Below are 17,373 nucleotides of genomic sequence, written 5' to 3'. Positions count from 1 at the left end.
ATGCCCGCGATCGTGCTCGTCGGCGCCCAGTGGGGCGACGAGGGCAAGGGCAAGGCGACCGATCTGCTCGGCGAGCAGGTCCAGTACGTCGTGCGTTACCAGGGCGGCAACAACGCCGGCCACACCGTGGTGACGCCGGACGGCCAGCACTTCGCCCTGCACCTGCTCCCGTCCGGCATCCTCACCCCGGGCGTGACCTGCGTGATCGGCAACGGCGTCGTGGTCGACCCGGCGGTGCTCATCGACGAGCTCGACGCGCTGGAGGCGCGGAACGTGGACACGTCCCGGCTGGTCATCTCGGCCGACGCACACGTGATCCTTCCGTACCACCGGGCCCTGGACAAGGTGACCGAGCGCTACCTGGGCAAGTCCCGGATCGGCACGACCGGCCGCGGCATCGGCCCGGCGTACGGGGACAAGGTCGCGCGGATGGGCATCCGGATGCAGGACCTCCTGGACCCGGAGGCGTTCCGGGCCAAGCTGGAGATCGCGCTGCGGGACCGGAACCAGATCCTGGTCAAGGTCTACAACCGGCGGGCGCTGGACGTGGACGCGATCTGGACCGAGTACGTGCGGTACGCGGACCGGCTGCGTCCCCGCATCGCCGACACCCGGCTGCTGCTGGACCGGGCCCTCGCCGAGGGCGCCACCCTGCTGCTGGAGGGCTCCCAGGGCACCCTGCTCGACGTCGACCACGGCACCTATCCCTTCGTCACCTCGTCCTCGCCGACCGCGGGCGGCGCGGCGGCCGGGTCCGGGATCGGGCCGACCAGGATCAGCCGGGTGATCGGGATCCTCAAGGCGTACACGACCCGGGTGGGCGAGGGGCCGTTCCCGACCGAGCTGTTCGACGAGTACGGCGAGTTCCTGCGCAAGGCCGGCGGCGAGATCGGCGTGACCACCGGCCGGCTGCGCCGGTGCGGCTGGTTCGACGCCGTCATCGCGCGGTACGCGACCCGCGTCAACGGCCTGACCGACCTCTTCCTGACCAAGCTCGACGTGCTGTCCGGGCTGGACCGGGTGCCGGTCTGCGTCGGCTACCAGATCGACGGTGAGCGCGTCGACGAGATGCCGATGATGCAGTCGGACCTGGTCAAGGCGACCCCGGTGTACGAGTACCTGGACGGCTGGTTCGAGCCGCTGGAGGACGCGAAGACGTTCGCGGACCTGCCGGACAACGCGCAGGCGTACGTCCGGCGGGTGGAGGAGCTGTCGAACTGCACGGTCTCCGCGATCGGCGTCGGCCCCGGCCGCGACCAGACCCTGGTCCTGCGCGACCTCGTCTGATCCGATCAGCGATCAGGAGGCGGCGCGTTCCGCTTCGGAGCGCAGGATGCAGAACTCGTTGCCCTCGGGGTCGGCGAGCACGACCCAGCCGCGGCCGTCGGGGCGGCGCAGGTCGTCGACGACCGTCGCGCCGATCGCGAGCAGCCGGCCGAGCTCCTCGTCCCGGCTCCCGGACGCCGGCACCAGGTCGAGGTGGAGGCGGTTCTTGCGGTCCTTCTTCTCCGGCACCTCGATGAACAGCAGCCGGGTCCGCCCGTCCGGGGAGAAGATCATGCACTCCTCGTGGCCGGGCTCGTTCGGGTCGGCCGGATCCTCGGCGAAGCCGAGCACCTGGGCCCAGAACAGCGACTGGGCGTACGCGTCGGTGGCGTCGAACGACGTGTGCGAGATCTGAGCGGTCACCGCCATATCCTCCCGAACCGGTCTACCGAGTTGCGCCGGTGACGAGCCAGCGGTCGGTCCGCAGCCGGGCCGCGAGCGCGGCCAGCCGGGCCAGCATGAGCACCCCGATCGCGGTCCAGAGCCAGCCCAGCCCGGCGCCGGTGGCCAGCAGGACCCCGGCCACCAGCAGGAACAGCACCCCGGCGACCACGGTCGACACGGCCAGATACCGCATGTCCCCGGCGCCCATGAGCACGCCGTCGAGCACGAACACGACCGCGTTGATCGGCTGCAGCAGCGCCGCGAACAGCAGCACGAAGGCGGCGAGGTGCACGACCAGCGGGTCGTCGGTGAACGCGTGCGGCAGCACCCCGCGCAGCGCCAGCAGCACCAGCCCGACCAGCACCCCGAACGCCAGGCCGAGCTCGACCATCCGCCGGGTCGCGGCCCGGGCCGCGACCACGTCGCCCGCCCCGAGCAGCCGCCCGACCAGGGCCTGGGCCGCGATCGCGACCGCGTCCAGGGCCAGCGCCAGGGTGTTCCAGATCTCGAACGCGATCTGGTGGGCGCCGACCTGGGCCGCCCCGAGCCGGGCCGCGACCGCGGTCGCCGAGGTCAGCGCCACCCGCAGCGCGACCGTCCGGATCAGCAGGTCCAGCCCGACCCGGGCCAGCCGGCCGACCACCCGGCCGACCGGGCGCAGCCCGACCTGCAGCACCGCGGCCCGCCGGCCGAGCCCGAGCAGGTAGACCGCGACCGCGCCCCACTGCACGAGCACGGTCGACGCGGCCGAGGCGCCCACCCCGTACCCGAGGCCGAGGATGAGCACGATCTCCAGGGCGAGGTTGACCGCGGCCGAGATCACCGCCACCAGCAGCGGCGTCCGGGTGTCCTGCCGGCCGCGCAGCCAGCCCACGGCGGCGTAGGTGATCAGGACCGCGGGCAGGCCGAGCGCGCTGACCCGCAGGTAGGTCTCCGCGTACCCGGCGGCGGCGCCGGACGCGCCGAACCCGCGGACCAGCGGTCCGGCCAGGACGAGCCCGGCCACGGTCACCGGGACGGAGACCGCGGCCGCCAGCCACACCCCCTGTACGGCCTGGTGGGTCGCCTCCCGCTCGTCGCCGGCCCCGAAGAGCCGGGCCACCGCCGCGGTCGTCCCGTACGCCAGGAAGATGAAGATCGAGTAGCCGGTCACCAGGATCGCGGCCGCGACCGCGAGTCCGGCCAGCTGCGGGGTGCCGAGGTGCCCGACGATCGCGGTGTCGGACAGCACGTACACCGGCTCGGCGATGAGCGCGCCGAACGCGGGCACCGCCAGCCGGAGGATCTCCCGGTCCCACGGCGACCGCAGCCCGATCCGCATGCGCCCCGGTCTACCGGCCGACCCCGACAGATCCGCAGAGTGATCACTTACAGCGATATCAGGCTACTCTGTGTGCCCCTATTCGTCGGCATCGGGCGGTAGCCGTGGACATCCAGCGGACGGGAACCGGACTGCGCCGGCGGCTCGCGCGCCGCTGGCCAGCGGCTCGCACGCCGCTGGCCGGACCTGCCGGTGCGTCGCAAGGGCCTCTGCTGGCGGGGGGGAACGACGCTGGCGCTGACCGTCGAGGAACGCCAGCAGAGCGCGGACGCGATCGAGGCCAGCAGCGTCACCGCCGCCGCGCAGGCCGTGCTGTCCGACGCGCTCGAGGCGGAGACCGGCGTCCGCGGCTACGTTCGGGATCCCCGACCGGCTGGGCATCATCGACCGGTTCTGCGACTGAGCTCAGCCCATCGTCTTCTGGCCGTCGAGGGACTCCCGGATGATGTCGGCGTGGCCGGCGTGCTGCGCGGTCTCGGCGATCATGTGCAGGAGGGCCCGGCGCGCGGTCCAGGTCGCACCGGCCTCGAACCAGGGCGCCGCCGGCAGCGGCCGGGCCGCGTCCAGATCGGTGCCGGCGATCAGCTCGTCGGTCGCCGCCGCGACCTCGTCGTACCGGGCGAGCAGGTCCGGGAGCGTCTCGGCCCCGGTCATCCGGTGTCCGTCGGCCCAGGCGACGACCTCGGCCGGCGGGTTGGACCAGTCCACGGCGGCCCAGTCGATGCCGGGGCCGGGCGCCGGGCCGGACACGATGAAGCCGGCCCACGTCGCCTCGGTGACCGCGACGTGCTTGATCAGGCCGCCGAGGGTGAGCTCGCTGGCCGTGGTCCGCTGCCGGGCCTGGTCGTCGGTGATGTCCCGCACGGTGTACCGGAGGAAGTCCCGGTGCCGCCGGAGGGTGTCGACGAGGTCGGCGCGCTCGCCGGTCCGGAGAGTGTTCGTCATGCCCGGACCCTAGGAGGTCTTGCGGCCGGATCCTGACCGCAAGTCCATCCGGAACACCACCCGGTCGTCCCGCCGGCGTTCGATCTCGCTGAACCCGGCCGCCTCGAACATCGACGCCGTCCCCGTGTACGCCGTCGGGTCCGACCAGCTCTTCCCGGTCCGGTCGTCCCGCGGCACGCCCTCGATCGCCGCGGCCCCGCGGGACCGCGCGTGCGTCACCGCGCCGGCCAGCAACGCGTGCGCCACGCCCTGCCGCCGGAACGGCCGTGGCACCACGAAGCAGAGCACCGACCAGACCGGGCCGTCGAACGGCACCGGCTTCAGCGCCGGCGACCGCGCCAGCCGCTCGGCGAACAGCTCCCGCGGTGCCGCCGCCACCCACCCCACCGGCCCGTCGCCCGAGTACGCCAGCAGGCCGGGCTCCCGGCCGGCCTCGACCAGCGACCGCAGCCCGTCCCGGTTCTCCTCCCGGGCCTGGTACGAGACCTTCGCGTGCCGCAGGTAGACGCACCAGCACCGGGCCGGGTCGCCACGGGCGCCGAAGACGCTCAGCACGTCCGCCCACCGTGCCGGCGTGGCCGGCTCGATCCTCAGGTCCACGCCGCAGGGTCTACCAGCCGGCTCCGACGGTAATTAACGTCGGGAGCATGGACATCGAGCTCGACCCGGAGAAAGCCGGCTTCGCCCCGGACCGCCTGGACCGCATCGACGCGCACCTGGCCCGCTACGTCGACGAGGGACTGCTCGCGGGCTGGCAGCTCGCGATCACCCGCGACGGCCAGCTGGTCCACCACGGCATGTACGGGTTGCGGGACCGCGAGGCCGACCGGCCGGTCGAGCCGGACACGATCTGGCGCATCTACTCGATGACCAAACCGATCACCTCGGTCGCGGCGATGATGCTCACGGAGGAGGGCCGGCTGCCGCTGCGGCAGCCGATCGGCGAGCTCCTGCCCGAGTTCGCCGACGCCCGGGTGCTCGTGAGCGGCTCGGCCAGCAACCCCGGCACGGTCGCGGCCGAGCCGATCCGGGTCTGGCACCTGCTCTCGCACACCTCCGGCATGACGTACGGGTTCCTGCACCAGACCCCGGCGGACGAGATGCACCGGCTGCTGGACGCCGAGTTCTTCCCGTCCGAGGGCGTCACGCTGGAGCAGATGGCGCAGCGCTTCGCCCAGGTGCCGCTGCTGTTCCAGCCCGGCACCGGCTGGAACTACGGCGTGTCCACCGACGTGCTCGGCCGGGTCGTCGAGGTGGCCGCCGGCATGCCGCTGGACCAGTTCTTCGCCGAGCGGATCACCGGTCCGCTGGGGATGACCGACACCGCGTTCTCGGTCCCGCCGGAGAAGGCCGACCGGATGGGCGGGCTCTACCTGACTCCCAAGGCCGGTCAGGCGCCGGTCCGCCGGGACGAGTTCACCCCCGACCCGCGCGGGAAGATCACCTACTTCTCCGGCGGCGGCGGGCTGGTCTCGACCACGGCCGACTACCTGCGGTTCACCCGCATGCTGCTCAACCGGGGCGAGCTCGACGGCGTCCGTCTGCTCGGCAGCCGGACGGTCGACTACATGACCCGCAACCACCTGCCGGCCAACGCCGACATCGCGACGATCGGCCGCTCGATGAGCCCGCAGGACGCGTTCGAGGGGATCGGCTTCGGGCTGGGCTTCGCGGTCGTGATCGACCCGGCCCGCAACGAGATCCTCACCTCCCCGGGTGAGTACGCCTGGGGCGGCCTGGCCTCGACCACGTTCTGGGTCGACCCGGTGGAGCGGATCACGGTGGTCTTCATGACGCAGCTGATCCCGTCGAGCACGTACCCGATCCGGGCGGAGTTGCGGACCATGGTCAACTCCGCTCTGGTGGACTGACGGTTCGGGTTGCGGACGGGTTTCCAACCGTTCACCGCGCAACAACGTCCGCTCGGCGCGCGGGACGAGTGATCCGATCTCAGGACATGTACGTAGTAGGGGTTGTGCCGGCGATCACAGCCGGTCCGTCGCCGTGAGGAGCTCGCGCATGGCCTCCTTCCTTGACCGGGAACGCTCTATTGCCGGTCCCGGCTTCAACCGCTGGCTCATACCGCCAGCCGCCCTGGCTATTCATTTGTGTATCGGCCAGGCCTACGCGACCAGCGTCTACAAGACGGCGCTGGTGAAGAACTTCGGCTCGAACAACACCAAGATCGGCATCGTCTTCTCGATCGCGATCGTGATGCTCGGGCTGTCCGCCGCCGTCCGCGGCACCTGGGTGGACCGGGTGGGTCCGCGCAAGGCGATGTTCACCGCCGCCTGCTTCTGGGGCGCCGGATTCCTCGTCGGCGGGCTCGGCATCGAGACCAAGCAGCTGTGGCTGCTGTACCTCGGCTACGGCGTCATCGGCGGCATCGGCCTCGGCATCGGCTACATCTCGCCGGTCTCCACGCTGATCAAGTGGTTCCCGGACCACCCGGGTGTCGCCACCGGCCTGGCGATCATGGGCTTCGGCGGCGGCGCGCTGATCGCGACGCCGGCCTCCCAGCAGCTCATGGGCTGGTACGACTCGAACTACAACTCCGCCCTGGCCACGTCCGTCGCGAGCGGGCCCGCGGTGGCGAAGCTGTTCGTCACCCTCGGCATCGTGTACTTCGTCATCATGATGTACGGGGTCTTCAACATCAGGGTGCCCGCCAACGACTGGCGCCCGGCCGGCTGGGACCCGTCGATGCTGAAGACCAAGGCTCTGGTCACGACCAACAGCGTCTCCGCGGCCAACGCGATCAGGACCCCGCAGTTCTACTTCCTGTGGATCGTCCTGTTCTGCAACGTGACCGCGGGCATCGGCATCCTCGAGCAGGCCTCGCCGATGATCCAGGACTTCTTCCGCAACGACGCGGGGCGCTCGACCGTCACGGTCGCGGAGGCCGGTGGCTTCGTCGGCATCCTGTCGCTGGCCAACATGCTCGGCCGGATCCTGTGGTCGTCCACATCGGACAAGATCGGCCGCAAGCCGATGTACATGTTCTATCTGGGCATCGGCATCCTGAGCTACCTGCTGCTGGCGACGGTCGGCAACAACGCGACCGTGCTGTTCGTCCTGCTGGCCATGCTGATCCTGTCCTTCTACGGCGGCGGTTTCGCGACCGTGCCGGCGTACCTGCGGGACCTGTTCGGCACGTTCCAGGTCGGCGCCATCCACGGCCGGTTGCTCACCGCGTGGTCCGCGGCCGGCGTGGTCGGTCCGCTGATCGTCAACGGCTACCTGGACGCGAAGGGCACGCCGGGCAAGCTGACGATCGACGCCTATCGGCCCGCGCTCTACACGATGATCGCGATCCTGGCCGTCGGCTTCATCTCCAACCTGCTCATCCGCCCGGTCGCCTCGAAGTTCTGGGAACCGGAATCTGACACCGCGCCGGACAGCCCGGCCCCGACGGAGAGGGAGAAGGTCTGATGGAGACGCAGGCCGTCCGTCTGGTCCTCGGCTGGGGACTGGTCAGCATCATGATCATCTACGGTCTTTGGGAGACGATCCTCAAGGCCAAGAACCTGTTCTAGCTCCGGCGTCGCACGGGCGGTGCTGTCGCGGTCAGCGGCAGCACCGTTCGTGCGTTCAGGGCCCTGTCTGCCGACGAGGAGAATGTGTCGCCGGGTAGGGTCCGTCGCTGTGCGTGTCCTCGTGATCGGCAGTGGGGCGCGGGAGCACGCGCTGTGTCTCGCGCTCGCGGCCGACCCGGGCGTGACCGCGCTGGTGTGCGCGCCCGGCAACGCGGGGACCGCGATGGTCGCCGAGCAGCGGCCGGTCGCGGTCGAGGACGCCGACGCGGTGGCCGCCCTCGCCGTCGACGTCCGGGCCGGGCTGGTGGTGATCGGGCCGGAGGTGCCGCTGGTGGCCGGGGCGGCCGACGCGGTCCGGGCCCGGGGCATCGCCTGCTTCGGACCGAGCGCGGCCGCGGCCCGACTGGAGGGCTCCAAGGCCTTCGCCAAGGACGTGATGACCGCGGCCGGCGTGCCGACCGCGGGAGCCCGGGTCTGCACGACGCCGGCCGAGGTCGAGGCGGCGCTGGACGAGTTCGGCCCGCCGTACGTGGTGAAGGACGACGGGCTGGCCGCGGGCAAGGGCGTCGTGGTGACCGACGATCGCGCGGCGGCGCTCGCGCACGCCGCCTCCTGCTCCGGGGCGGTCGTGGTCGAGGAGTTCCTGGACGGACCCGAGGTCTCGCTGTTCTGCGTGACCGACGGGACCGCGGTGCTGCCGCTGCTGCCGGCCCAGGACTTCAAGCGGGTCGGCGACGGCGACACCGGCCCGAACACCGGCGGCATGGGGGCGTACGCGCCGCTGGACTGGACGCCGCCCGGGTTCGTCGAGGACGTGCTGGCCCGGGTGGTCCGCCCGACGCTGGCGGAGATGGCCGCCCGCGGGACGCCGTTCGCCGGGCTGCTCTACGTGGGCCTCGCGCTCGGCCGCCACGGGCCCCGGGTGGTGGAGTTCAACGCCCGCTTCGGCGATCCGGAGACCCAGGTCGTGCTGGCGCTGCTGGAGTCGCCGCTGGCCGGGCTGCTGTCCGCCGCCGCGACCGGCCGGCTGGTCGCGCACCCGCCGCTGCGCTGGCGGGGCGGGTACGCGCTGACCGTCGTGCTGGCCGCCCTCGGCTACCCCGGCACCCCCCGCGGCGGCGACGTGATCACCGGCGCCGACCTGCCCGGCGTGCTGCACGCCGGCACCCGCCGCCGGGACGACGGCGCGGTCGTCTCCTCCGGTGGCCGGGTGCTCAGCGTGGTCGCCCTCGGCGACGACCTCCCGGCCGCCCGCGACGCCGCGTACGCCGTCCTGGACAAGATCCACCTCGACGGCGGCCACTTCCGCACGGACATCGCCGGAACGGCAGCGACCGGTCGTTCCGTGTAACAGGTGTGAGCGACTGGGAGCGGGACTTCGCCGCCTGGGTGGACGGGCGCGGTTCCGCCCTGCGGGGCACTGCGTACCTGCTCTGCGGCGACTGGCATGCCGCGGAGGACCTGACGCAGACGGCGCTGACCAAGCTCTACCTGGCCTGGCGGCGGATCGACCGGCGCGGGTCGGTCGATGCGTACGCGCGGACCGTGCTGCTGCGCACGTACCTGGATGAGGGCCGGCGGCCGTGGCGGCGGGAGCGGACCGGGGTCGAGGCCCCGGAGCCGGTGGCGCCGGGGGACGGCCCGGGTGCGGTCGACGAGCGCCTCGCGTTGGCCGCGGCGCTGCGCGGGCTACCCCGGACGCAGCGGGCCGTGCTGGTGCTGCGCTACTGGTGCGACCTCGACCAGCGGGACACCGCGGCCGCGCTCGGCATCAGCGAGGGAACCGTGAAGAGCGCGTCGTCGCGCGGGCTGGCGACGCTGCGCGCCTCGATGAGCCGGGAGGAGACCCGATGAGCCTCGATCTGGACGACGGCGCCGCGGACGTGCGGGCTGCGTTCGAGCAGCTGGTCGCGGCCGGTCCGGCTGCCCCGTCGTCGCTGACCGCCCTCGCCGCCGGCCGGGGCGCGCGGCGGCGGCGCGGCCTGGTGACGGTGGCCGCCGCGGCGGCGGCCGCGGTCGCGGTGACCGGCGGCGCGGTGGTGTCGACCGCGGCGCTCCGGTCGCCGGATCCGACCGCGGCGATCGCCGGGCCGACGCCGAGCCCGTCGCCGCGGGGCCGCGAGCAACCGCCGGCGCCGGTGCTCCCCGACCGCAACGGGGCGGCGCTGGTGTCCGGGTGCAGCGCCGCGGCCGGCGTAAGCCACCAGTACCTCGTGCAGAACCACGTCGACAACGGCGGCAGCTACGGCAGCCTGCTGGTCGACGCCCCCCTGCACGCCCGCGCCTCGCTGCTCTACTGCGACTACCGGGACTTCACCGGCCCGTACCGGATCCTGACCGGCCACGAGACGGGGTCGCCCGACCGGCCCGCGGCCGACCCGGTCACGATCGACCTCTCGGCGATCGACCCGCCCGGCGCCGGCGATCCCCGGCGCTGGATGGTCGCCGGCGAGGTGTCCGAGCAGGTGGAGTTCGTCCAGGTCCGGGCCGGGTCGAGGGTGGTCGCGGCGGTGGTCCACTCGGACACGTTCCTGGCCCGCGGGTTGCTGAACGCCCACGAACCGCCGCCCGAGCTGATCATCCGTTCGTACGACGCCCAGGGCCGCCTGCTCGCCGAGAACAGGCTGATCAGCTAGCCGCCGGAGGGGACCGTGTCGCCCGGGGTGTTCTCGTCGGCCGGTTCCGGCGGGACGACCTCGTCGCGGCCGCCGCTGAGGTAGCCCGAGACCGTGCTGATCACCGCGACGATCGGCACCGCCAGCAGGGCGCCGATGATGCCGGCCAGCAGCGTGCCGGTGGCGATGCCGAACACGATCGCCAGCGGGTGCACCTTCACCGCCCGGCCCAGCAGCAGCGGCTGCAGGATGTGCCCCTCGACCTGCTGCACCAGCAGCACGACGCCGAGCAGGATCAGCGCGGTCACCGGGCCCTTGGCGACCAGCGCGACGAGCACCGCGATCAGGCCGGTCGCGGTCGCGCCGACGATCGGGATGAACGAGCCCAGGAACACGATCACGCCCAGCGGCAGCGCCAGCGGCACCCGCAGGATCCCCGCGCCGACGCCGATGCCGATCGCGTCGACCAGGGCGACCGCGAGCGTCGCGTGCACGTAGCTGATCAGCGTCCGCCAGGCCCGCTCGCCCGCGCCGGCGACCCGCTCCCGGCTGCCGGACGGAAACAGCCGGACGACCCAGGTCCAGACCTGCCGGCCGTCCTTGATGAAGAAGATCGTCGCGAACAGCGTCAGCAGCAGGCCGGTGAGCACCTCGCCGACGGTGCCGGCGGCGCCGATGGCCCCGCTGGTGAGCCGGGACCGGTTCTCCGACAGGGACCGGCGGGCACTGTCGACGTAGTCGTTGATCTGCTGCTGGGACAGCCCGAGCGGGCCGTTGATCAGCCAGTTCTGGATCTTGTCGATGCCACCGTTGACCTGGGTGGTCAGGTCCCCGAGGCCGTTGCGGAACTGGTCGATCACCAGCCAGATGAGCAGCCCGATGCCGATCACGCCGGACAGCAGCGTGATGGCCGTGGCCAGCGCCGGCGGCACGCCCCGCTTGGCCAGCACGGCGGCCAGCGGCTGCAGCAGCGCCGAGAGCAGCAGCGCGATCGCCAGCGGCACGACCACCACCTGGATGCGCGAGATGACCAGCAGCAGCACGTAGAACGCGGCCGCGATCGCGACGATGCGCCAGGCCCAGGCCGCGGTGGCCCGGACGCCCGGCGGCACGGCCGAGACGTCGATCGAGGCGAGCCGGCCGCGGATGCCGTCCGGCTCGGTGCGGTGCCGGGAGTCGTCCCGCTCGGCCCGGTCCTGGGCCGCGGCCTCGTCGGAGCTGTCGCTGTCGGGGTCGGGCGCGCCGGTCAGACCGGTGGTGTTGTCCTCCTCGGCCGCGGCCGAGGAGGCCGTGTCCCGGGCGGTCTCGGAGTCGCCCGGCGCCCGGGCCGCGCTGTCTGGGGAGCGGCTGGACCTGCTCACGGAACGTCCTCACGGGTCGGTCGATACGGGGCGTGGCCAGTCTGGACTACCCGGCGCACGCCGTACCTACCCGACAGGCTGCGAGACTGGGTGCCGTGATCGAGCGCTACACGTTGCCGGAGATGGGTGCGGTCTGGAGCGAGGCCCACAAGTACGAGCTGTGGTGCGAGGTCGAGCGGCGGGTGCTCGTCGCCCACGCGGCCGCCGGCACCGTGCCGGAGTCGGCCGTGCAGCCGGTGCTGGACGCGCCGCCGCCGACCCCCGAGGCGGTGGCCGAGATCGAGGAGGTCACCCAGCACGACGTGATCGCGTTCCTGTCCGCGTGGGCCGACAACACCAGCCCGCGCGAGGCCGCCGCGTACGTCCACTTCGGACTGACGTCGTCCGACCTGCTGGACACCGCGCTCGCGCTGCAGCTGGTCGAGGCGAGCGACGTGCTGCTGGCCAAGGCGGACGAGCTGGTGGCGGCGCTGCGCGACCGCGGCCTGGAGCACCGGGACACGCTCAAGGTCGGCCGTACGCACGGCATCCACGCCGAGCCGACCGTCCTCGGGCACCGGCTGGCCGACCTCGCCTTCGGCGTCGCCCGGTCCCGGGACCGGCTGCGGCGAGCCCGCGGGGCCGTCGCGGTCGCGAAGATCTCCGGCGCCGTCGGGACGTACTCGTCGGTGGACCCGGCGCTGGAGGCGTCGGTCGCCGCGGGGCTCGGGCTCCGGCCGGCCGAGGTGGCGACCCAGGTCGTGCTGCGGGACGGGATCTCCGAGTGGGTGTCCGCGCTGGCGATCCTCGTCACCGTCTGCGAGGCCGTCGGGCTCGAGGTCCGGCACGGGCAGCGGACCGAGGTCCGGGAGATCTGGGAGCCGTTCCGGACCGGGCAGAAGGGTTCCAGTGCGATGCCGCACAAGAAGAACCCGATCATGTCGGAGCGGATCGCCGGCCTGGCCCGGATCGTCCGCGGGTACGTGACCCCGGTCACCGAGGGCATCCCGCTCTGGCACGAGCGCGACATCTCGCACTCCTCGACCGAGCGGGTCGCGCTGCCGGACGCGGCCACCGCCACCGACTACCTGCTGCGGCTGACCACCCGGCTGGTGCGCGGGATGGTCGTGGACGCCGACCGGATGCGGGCCAACCTGGAGTCGACCGGCGGGCTGGTCTACACCTCCGCGGTGCTGCTGGACCTGGTCCGGTCCGGCCTGTCCCGCGAGGACGCGTACGCGCTCACGCAGGCGGCGGCGATGGAGACCTGGGAGGGCGGGGCGCCGTTCCGGGACACGCTGCGGACGCACGCGGCCGCCGCCGGGGTGAAGCTGGACGAGGCCGGGCTGGACGAGGCGATGCGTCCGGAGCGGTACGTCGCCCGCCTCGGCCCGGTCTTCGACCGTCTCGCCGGGCTCAGCTAGTCCCCCGCCCCGTCTCCTGCTGGAGCTGGTCGATCAGCTCGGACGCCTGCGCCTTGGTCAGGTCGGCCGGCACGTCCTCCCGGCCGGCCTCGCGGGCGAGCGTGCTCAGGTAGGACTGCTGCGGGCCGGTCATCGGCTCGTCCCCGGTGGTCCAGTCCTCGGGGTCCTTCTCGGCGTTGGGTGTGACGTCGTTCTGGTCGGCCATGCCGCCTGGCCTACCCGGTCCGGCACCGTGAAACACTGCCCGGGTGACCGGCCTGGAGCACCTCGCCGCCGGCAAGGTCCGCGACATGTACGGCGGACCCGACGGTCTGCTGCTCGTCGTCGCCAGCGACCGCGTCTCCGCGTACGACTACGTGCTGCCGACACCGATCCCGGACAAGGGCCGGGTGCTGACCGCGCTGTCGGCCTGGTGGTTCGAGCGGCTGGCCGACCTGGTGCCGCACCATCTGGTCTCGATCGACGACCCGGCCATCCCGGCCGAGTGGCGCGGCCGGGCGATGCTGGTGAAGCGGCTGGAGATGCTGCCGGTCGAGTGTGTCGCCCGCGGCTACCTGGCCGGCTCGGGCGTGGCGTCCTATCGCGACACCGGCGCGGTGTCCGGTGTGGACCTGCCGCCGGGGCTCGAGGACGGCTCGCGGCTGCCGGCCCCGATCTTCACCCCGACGACCAAGGCGCCGGTCGGCGCGCACGACGAGGCGATGACGTACGGGGAGGTCGAGGCGAGCGTCGGTGCCGACCGGGCGGCGCAGCTGCGGGGCCTCACGCTCGCGGTCTACGCGCGGGCGGCGGAGCTGGCCGAGGCGCGCGGGATCCTGCTGGCCGACACCAAGCTCGAGTTCGGAGTGGACGGTGCCGGCGTGCTGACGCTGGGGGACGAGGTGCTCACCCCCGACTCGTCCCGCTGGTGGCCGGCCGACCGCTGGCAGCCGGGTCGGCCGCAAGCCAGCTACGACAAGCAGTTCGTCCGGGACTGGCTGTCCGCGCACTGGGACCGCCGGGGCGAGCCGCCGCCGCTGCCGCCCGAGATCGTCGAGCAGACCCGCTCCCGGTACGTCGGGGCGTACGAGCGGATCACCGGACTGTCCTTCGCAGATTGGCCTGGCGCATGAAGTCCTTCGGCAGCGACAACCACGCCCCGGTGCACCCGGACGTGCTGGCCGCGATCGTCGCGGCCAACGACGGCGACGCCCCCTCCTACGGCGCGGATCCGTGGACGGAGGAGGCCCGGCGGCTGTTCACGGTCCACTTCGGACCGGACGCCGAGGCCCACCTCGTCTTCAACGGCACCGGCGCGAACGTGCTCTCGCTCGGCGCGCTGACCCGGTCGTACGAGGCGGTGGTGTGTGCCGACACCGCGCACATCCACACCGACGAGTGCGGCGCGCCGGAGAAGCAGCTGGGCTGCAAGCTGCTGCCGGCGCCCACTGTGGACGGTCGCCTCTCGGTCGAGGCCGCGGACAAGCTGGTGTGGGGGATCGGCGACGAGCACCACGTCCAGCCGAAGGCGCTGTCGATCACCCAGTCGACCGAGCTCGGCACCCGCTACACCCTGGACGCCGTCCGGGAGCTGGCCGACTGGGCCCACGGCCGCGGGCTGGCCGTGCACATGGACGGCGCCCGCCTGGCCAACGCGGCCGCCGGACTCGGGGTCTCGCTGGGCGAGGCCAGCGCCGGCTGCGGCGTGGACGTGCTGTCCTTCGGTGGCACCAAGAACGGCGGGATGGGCGCGGAAGCCGTGGTCGTGCTGCGGCCCGAGCTCGGCCGGGACGTCCACTTCCGCCGCAAGCAGGGCATGCAGCTGGCCTCGAAGATGCGGTATGCGGCGGCCCAGTTCGTCGCGCTGCTCACCGACGACCTCTGGCGCCGGGCGGCCGGGTCCGCCAACGCGTCGGCGGCCCGGCTCGCGGCCGCCGCGGCCGACGTGCCCGGAGTGAAGATCACCCGCCCGGTCGAGGCGAACGCGGTGTTCGCGATCCTGCCGGCCGGCGCGGTCGCGCCACTGCAGGAGGCGTACCCGTTCTACGTCTGGGACGAGTCCACCGGCGAGGTCCGCTGGATGACCTCCTTCGCCACCACCGACGCGGAGGTGGACGACTTCGTCGCCACCCTCGCCCGGCTCGTGGGTTAGGGTTCCGGCCGTGCCACGGGTGGTCGTCGACGTCACGCTCAAGCCGGAGATCCTGGATCCGCAGGGCCAGGCGATCCTCGGCGCGCTCGGCCGCCTCGGCTACGCCGGGGTCACCGGCATCCGCCAGGGCAAGCACTTCGAGCTGGACGTGGCCGACGGCACCGACGACTCGGTGGTCGCGCAGATCGCCGAGACGCTGCTGGCGAACCCGGTCATCGAGGACTTCACGATCCGCCCCGTCTAGGGACGGATTCCCCACCCCCCGTCGGAGTCGATCGTCTGGCCGGTGATCCAGCCGGCCCGGTCCGACACCAGGAACGCGACCAGCTCGGTGATGTCCTCCGGGCGGCCCCAGCGCCGCGCCAGCGGCATCCGGTCCGCGACGTACTCGAGCGTGCCGGCGTCGGCGTAGCCGGTGTCGTTCGGGCCCGGGTTGACGCAGTTGACCGTCGCCCCGAGCGGGGCGAGGGCCGCGGCCAGCGATGTGGTGATGCCCTGCAGCGCCGCCTTGGACAACGCGTACGGCAGCTCGGTCGGCATCGGGTCCCGGTGCACCCCGGTCGTGAACAGCACCACCCGCCGAACCCCGGCTCGCGCGGCGGCCTGCACCAGCAGGACGGTCGCCCGGGTGTTCACCGCGAACGACAGGTCCATCTCGGTCGCGGTGACCGTCTCCAGGGACTGGTCGCTGGAGCGGGCGTGCACGGCGACCAGCGCGTCGAGCGTCCCGTACCGCGCGACGTGGTCGGTGACCAGCCGGGCCGGCACCGCCGGGTCGGACAGGTCGGACGGCGCCCAGGCGAAGTCCGGGTCGATCGGCTCGCCGAGCCCCCACGGCTGCTCCTCGTCGTGAGCGGGCCAGCCGGTCCCGTTCACGGTCCACCCGTCGGCCGCGAGTCGCTCGGCGACGGTCCGGCCGATCCCGATCCGGCGGCTGATGCCGGTCACCAGCGCGTTCTGCGTCACGCGAGCAACACCCCCGGGTTGAGGATGCCGGTCGGGTCCAGCGCTTTCTTCACCGCCGCCATCGCCGCCAGCTCGGCCGGCGTCCGGGTCAGCGGGAGCCAGCGGGTCTTGGCCCGGCCGATGCCGTGCTCGGCGCTGATCGACCCGCCGGCCGCGGCGACCAGCCGCAGCACCCGCTCGGTGACCGCGTCCTCCTCCGCCTCGGGGACGTCGAGCAGGTTCACATGCAGGTTGGCCTCGGCCAGGTGTCCATAAAGGACGGTACGGCCGGCGCCGGCGACCGCCGGCAGCGCGGACCACACGTCGGCCAGCCGGTCGGCCGGCAGTGAGACGTCCAGCTTGATCGGGACGCCGGCCCGGGAGACGGCCGGGGTGAGCTCCTCGCGGTAGCGCCAGAGCCGGGCCCGGCCGGCGGCGTCCTCGGCCAGCACGGCATCGCCGACGTCGGTGCCGGCCAGCACGGACGCCAGCTCCTCCGCGCTCCCGACGGTCTCCACCAGCACGTACGCGGGCCAGCGCGCGGCCAGCGGCGACGGCAGGTCGAGCAGGTCCATCGCCACGTCGCCGATCAGCTCGGCCGCGGCCAGGTCGGTGCCGCGGACGGCGGCGAGCAGGGCCGCGGCTGCGTCCAGTGAGCGGACCCCGGCCAGCGCGACCGCCCGGTTCGCCGGCAGCGGCCGGACCAGCCGCAGCCGCAGTCTGGTCAGCACGCCCAGGGTGCCCTCGCTGCCGCAGAGCAGTCCGGACAGGTCGTAGCCGCTGGAGTCCTTGAGCGGACCGTCCACCCGGGACAGCAGCTCCCCGCCGGCCAGCGCGACCTCGGCCCCGACGAGCTGGGCCCGGGCCGGCCCCCAGCGCAGCACTCGCAGCCCGCCGGCGTTGGTCGCGATCGCGCCGCCGACGGTGGCGGTGTCCCGGGCGGCCCAGTCCATCCCGAGCTGCCAGCCGGCGGCGGCCGCGTGCGCCTGCACCGCGGCCAGCGTCGCGCCCGCCCCGACGACCACGGTGCCGTCCGGGCCGACCGGGGCCAGCCCGGTCAGCCGCCGGGTCGAGAGCACCACCGCGCCGTCCACCCCGGCCGGGATGCCGCCGCCGACCAGCCCGGTGTTCCCGCCCTGCGGCACCACCGGCACGCCCGCGGCCGCGCACACCCTGAGCACGGCCGCGACCTCGGCCGGGCGCCCGGGCCGTACCACCGCCCGCGCCGTCCCCCGCCATCGCCCGGTCCAGTCGACCTCCGCCCCGGCGCGCAGGTCCGGGTCGGTCAGCACCTGTGCGGCCCCGACCAGGTCCGACAGCGTCGCCTCCAGCACGCCCCGATCCTTCCGCACCACTCGGCCGGCCCAGTGAGGTGGTTCGTCCGGAGGAGTACTACTCGGAGTGGT

18 protein-coding genes are annotated in these 17,373 nt (G+C 73.3%); 10 read left to right on the top strand and 8 right to left on the bottom strand.

Going from position 1 to position 17,373, the window contains the following annotated elements; translation table 11 throughout:
• Positions 1 to 1,287, top strand: a complete 1,287-nt coding sequence (locus VGP36_04230; protein HEV7653933.1) for an adenylosuccinate synthase — start codon at positions 1 to 3, stop codon at positions 1,285 to 1,287.
• Between the two features lie 12 nt (positions 1,288 to 1,299).
• Here VGP36_04230 and VGP36_04225 read toward each other — a convergent pair whose 3' ends face one another.
• The 4 genes from VGP36_04225 to VGP36_04210 form a co-directional block, all read right to left on the bottom strand.
• Complete coding sequence (locus tag VGP36_04225) at positions 1,300 to 1,689, bottom strand: VOC family protein (GenBank protein HEV7653932.1); 390 nt, start codon at positions 1,687 to 1,689, stop codon at positions 1,300 to 1,302.
• A gap of 22 nt (positions 1,690 to 1,711) precedes the next feature.
• Positions 1,712 to 3,031 (bottom strand): MATE family efflux transporter, encoded by a 1,320-nt coding sequence (locus VGP36_04220; protein ID HEV7653931.1) that lies wholly within the window; start codon positions 3,029 to 3,031, stop codon positions 1,712 to 1,714.
• A 405-nt stretch (positions 3,032 to 3,436) separates the two neighbouring features.
• On the bottom strand, positions 3,437 to 3,976 hold the full coding sequence (locus VGP36_04215; GenBank protein HEV7653930.1) for a DinB family protein: 540 nt from the start codon (positions 3,974 to 3,976) through the stop codon (positions 3,437 to 3,439).
• A 9-nt stretch (positions 3,977 to 3,985) separates the two neighbouring features.
• Positions 3,986 to 4,576: a GNAT family N-acetyltransferase gene (locus VGP36_04210; GenBank protein ID HEV7653929.1), complete on the bottom strand. Its 591-nt coding sequence runs from the start codon at positions 4,574 to 4,576 to the stop codon at positions 3,986 to 3,988.
• A 47-nt stretch (positions 4,577 to 4,623) separates the two neighbouring features.
• On the opposite strand from VGP36_04210, the gene VGP36_04205 reads away from it, so the two are divergent.
• The 5 genes from VGP36_04205 (at position 4,624) to VGP36_04185 (ending at position 10,148) form a co-directional block, all read left to right on the top strand.
• On the top strand, positions 4,624 to 5,847 hold the full coding sequence (locus tag VGP36_04205) for a serine hydrolase domain-containing protein (GenBank protein ID HEV7653928.1): 1,224 nt from the start codon (positions 4,624 to 4,626) through the stop codon (positions 5,845 to 5,847).
• A 148-nt stretch (positions 5,848 to 5,995) separates the two neighbouring features.
• Positions 5,996 to 7,408, top strand: a complete 1,413-nt coding sequence (locus tag VGP36_04200; protein ID HEV7653927.1) for an OFA family MFS transporter — start codon at positions 5,996 to 5,998, stop codon at positions 7,406 to 7,408.
• A 213-nt stretch (positions 7,409 to 7,621) separates the two neighbouring features.
• Entirely contained in the window at positions 7,622 to 8,863 is a 1,242-nt protein-coding gene (gene purD, locus VGP36_04195; GenBank protein ID HEV7653926.1) for a phosphoribosylamine--glycine ligase, read from the top strand.
• 5 nt (positions 8,864 to 8,868) lie between these two features.
• Positions 8,869 to 9,366, top strand: a complete 498-nt coding sequence (locus VGP36_04190) for a SigE family RNA polymerase sigma factor (protein HEV7653925.1) — start codon at positions 8,869 to 8,871, stop codon at positions 9,364 to 9,366.
• On the top strand, positions 9,363 to 10,148 hold the full coding sequence (locus tag VGP36_04185) for a hypothetical protein (GenBank protein HEV7653924.1): 786 nt from the start codon (positions 9,363 to 9,365) through the stop codon (positions 10,146 to 10,148). Before VGP36_04190 ends, VGP36_04185 begins: the two co-directional genes overlap by 4 nt.
• Here VGP36_04185 and VGP36_04180 read toward each other — a convergent pair.
• Entirely contained in the window at positions 10,145 to 11,488 is a 1,344-nt protein-coding gene (locus VGP36_04180; protein HEV7653923.1) for an AI-2E family transporter, read from the bottom strand. The two genes, VGP36_04185 and VGP36_04180, sit on opposite strands and share 4 nt — an antisense overlap.
• Before the next feature lie 95 nt (positions 11,489 to 11,583).
• Here VGP36_04180 and purB point away from each other — a divergent pair, with 95 nt between their 5' ends.
• Complete coding sequence (gene purB, locus VGP36_04175; protein ID HEV7653922.1) at positions 11,584 to 12,891, top strand: adenylosuccinate lyase; 1,308 nt, start codon at positions 11,584 to 11,586, stop codon at positions 12,889 to 12,891.
• Here purB and VGP36_04170 read toward each other — a convergent pair.
• Positions 12,884 to 13,096 (bottom strand): DUF3072 domain-containing protein, encoded by a 213-nt coding sequence (locus VGP36_04170; GenBank protein ID HEV7653921.1) that lies wholly within the window; start codon positions 13,094 to 13,096, stop codon positions 12,884 to 12,886. The two genes, purB and VGP36_04170, sit on opposite strands and share 8 nt — an antisense overlap.
• Positions 13,097 to 13,139: 43 nt before the next feature.
• Between VGP36_04170 and VGP36_04165 the strand changes: the two genes are divergently transcribed.
• From VGP36_04165 to purS, 3 genes are read left to right on the top strand one after another with little or no spacing between them, the layout of a single operon-like run.
• A complete protein-coding gene (locus tag VGP36_04165) occupies positions 13,140 to 14,003 on the top strand; it encodes a phosphoribosylaminoimidazolesuccinocarboxamide synthase (GenBank protein HEV7653920.1) in 864 nt (287 codons plus the stop codon).
• On the top strand, positions 14,000 to 15,022 hold the full coding sequence (locus VGP36_04160) for a beta-eliminating lyase-related protein (protein HEV7653919.1): 1,023 nt from the start codon (positions 14,000 to 14,002) through the stop codon (positions 15,020 to 15,022). The genes VGP36_04165 and VGP36_04160 overlap by 4 nt, the downstream gene beginning before the upstream one ends.
• Before the next feature lie 10 nt (positions 15,023 to 15,032).
• The gene (gene purS / locus VGP36_04155) at positions 15,033 to 15,266 is read left to right on the top strand and encodes a phosphoribosylformylglycinamidine synthase subunit PurS (protein ID HEV7653918.1); all 234 of its coding nucleotides are present in this window, start codon (positions 15,033 to 15,035) and stop codon (positions 15,264 to 15,266) included.
• On the opposite strand, the gene VGP36_04150 is transcribed toward purS, so the two are convergent.
• Positions 15,263 to 15,988: an SDR family oxidoreductase gene (locus VGP36_04150; protein HEV7653917.1), complete on the bottom strand. Its 726-nt coding sequence runs from the start codon at positions 15,986 to 15,988 to the stop codon at positions 15,263 to 15,265. The genes purS and VGP36_04150 overlap by 4 nt on opposite strands.
• Positions 15,985 to 17,301: an FAD-binding oxidoreductase gene (locus VGP36_04145; protein ID HEV7653916.1), complete on the bottom strand. Its 1,317-nt coding sequence runs from the start codon at positions 17,299 to 17,301 to the stop codon at positions 15,985 to 15,987. The genes VGP36_04150 and VGP36_04145 overlap by 4 nt, the downstream gene beginning before the upstream one ends.
• Between the last annotated feature and the right edge of the window lie 72 nt (positions 17,302 to 17,373).

The organism is Mycobacteriales bacterium (assembly GCA_035995165.1).
In the GTDB taxonomy this organism is placed as follows: Bacteria; Actinomycetota; Actinomycetes; order Mycobacteriales; family CADCTP01; genus CADCTP01.
Note: the sequence above shows the minus strand (reverse complement) of the source record. Positions and strands in the feature narration are given on the sequence as shown.

Excerpts from the sequence above, each read along its gene's own strand:
- VGP36_04230 (HEV7653933.1), top strand. The coding sequence starts at position 1 with ATGCCCGCGATCGTGCTCGTCGGCGCCCAGTGGGGCGACGAGGGCAAG.
- VGP36_04220 (HEV7653931.1), bottom strand. The coding sequence starts at position 3,031 with ATGCGGATCGGGCTGCGGTCGCCGTGGGACCGGGAGATCCTCCGGCTG.
- VGP36_04215 (HEV7653930.1), bottom strand. The coding sequence starts at position 3,976 with ATGACGAACACTCTCCGGACCGGCGAGCGCGCCGACCTCGTCGACACC.
- VGP36_04205 (HEV7653928.1), top strand. The coding sequence starts at position 4,624 with ATGGACATCGAGCTCGACCCGGAGAAAGCCGGCTTCGCCCCGGACCGC.
- VGP36_04200 (HEV7653927.1), top strand. The coding sequence starts at position 5,996 with ATGGCCTCCTTCCTTGACCGGGAACGCTCTATTGCCGGTCCCGGCTTC.
- VGP36_04185 (HEV7653924.1), top strand. The coding sequence starts at position 9,363 with ATGAGCCTCGATCTGGACGACGGCGCCGCGGACGTGCGGGCTGCGTTC.
- VGP36_04170 (HEV7653921.1), bottom strand. The coding sequence starts at position 13,096 with ATGGCCGACCAGAACGACGTCACACCCAACGCCGAGAAGGACCCCGAG.
- VGP36_04160 (HEV7653919.1), top strand. The coding sequence starts at position 14,000 with ATGAAGTCCTTCGGCAGCGACAACCACGCCCCGGTGCACCCGGACGTG.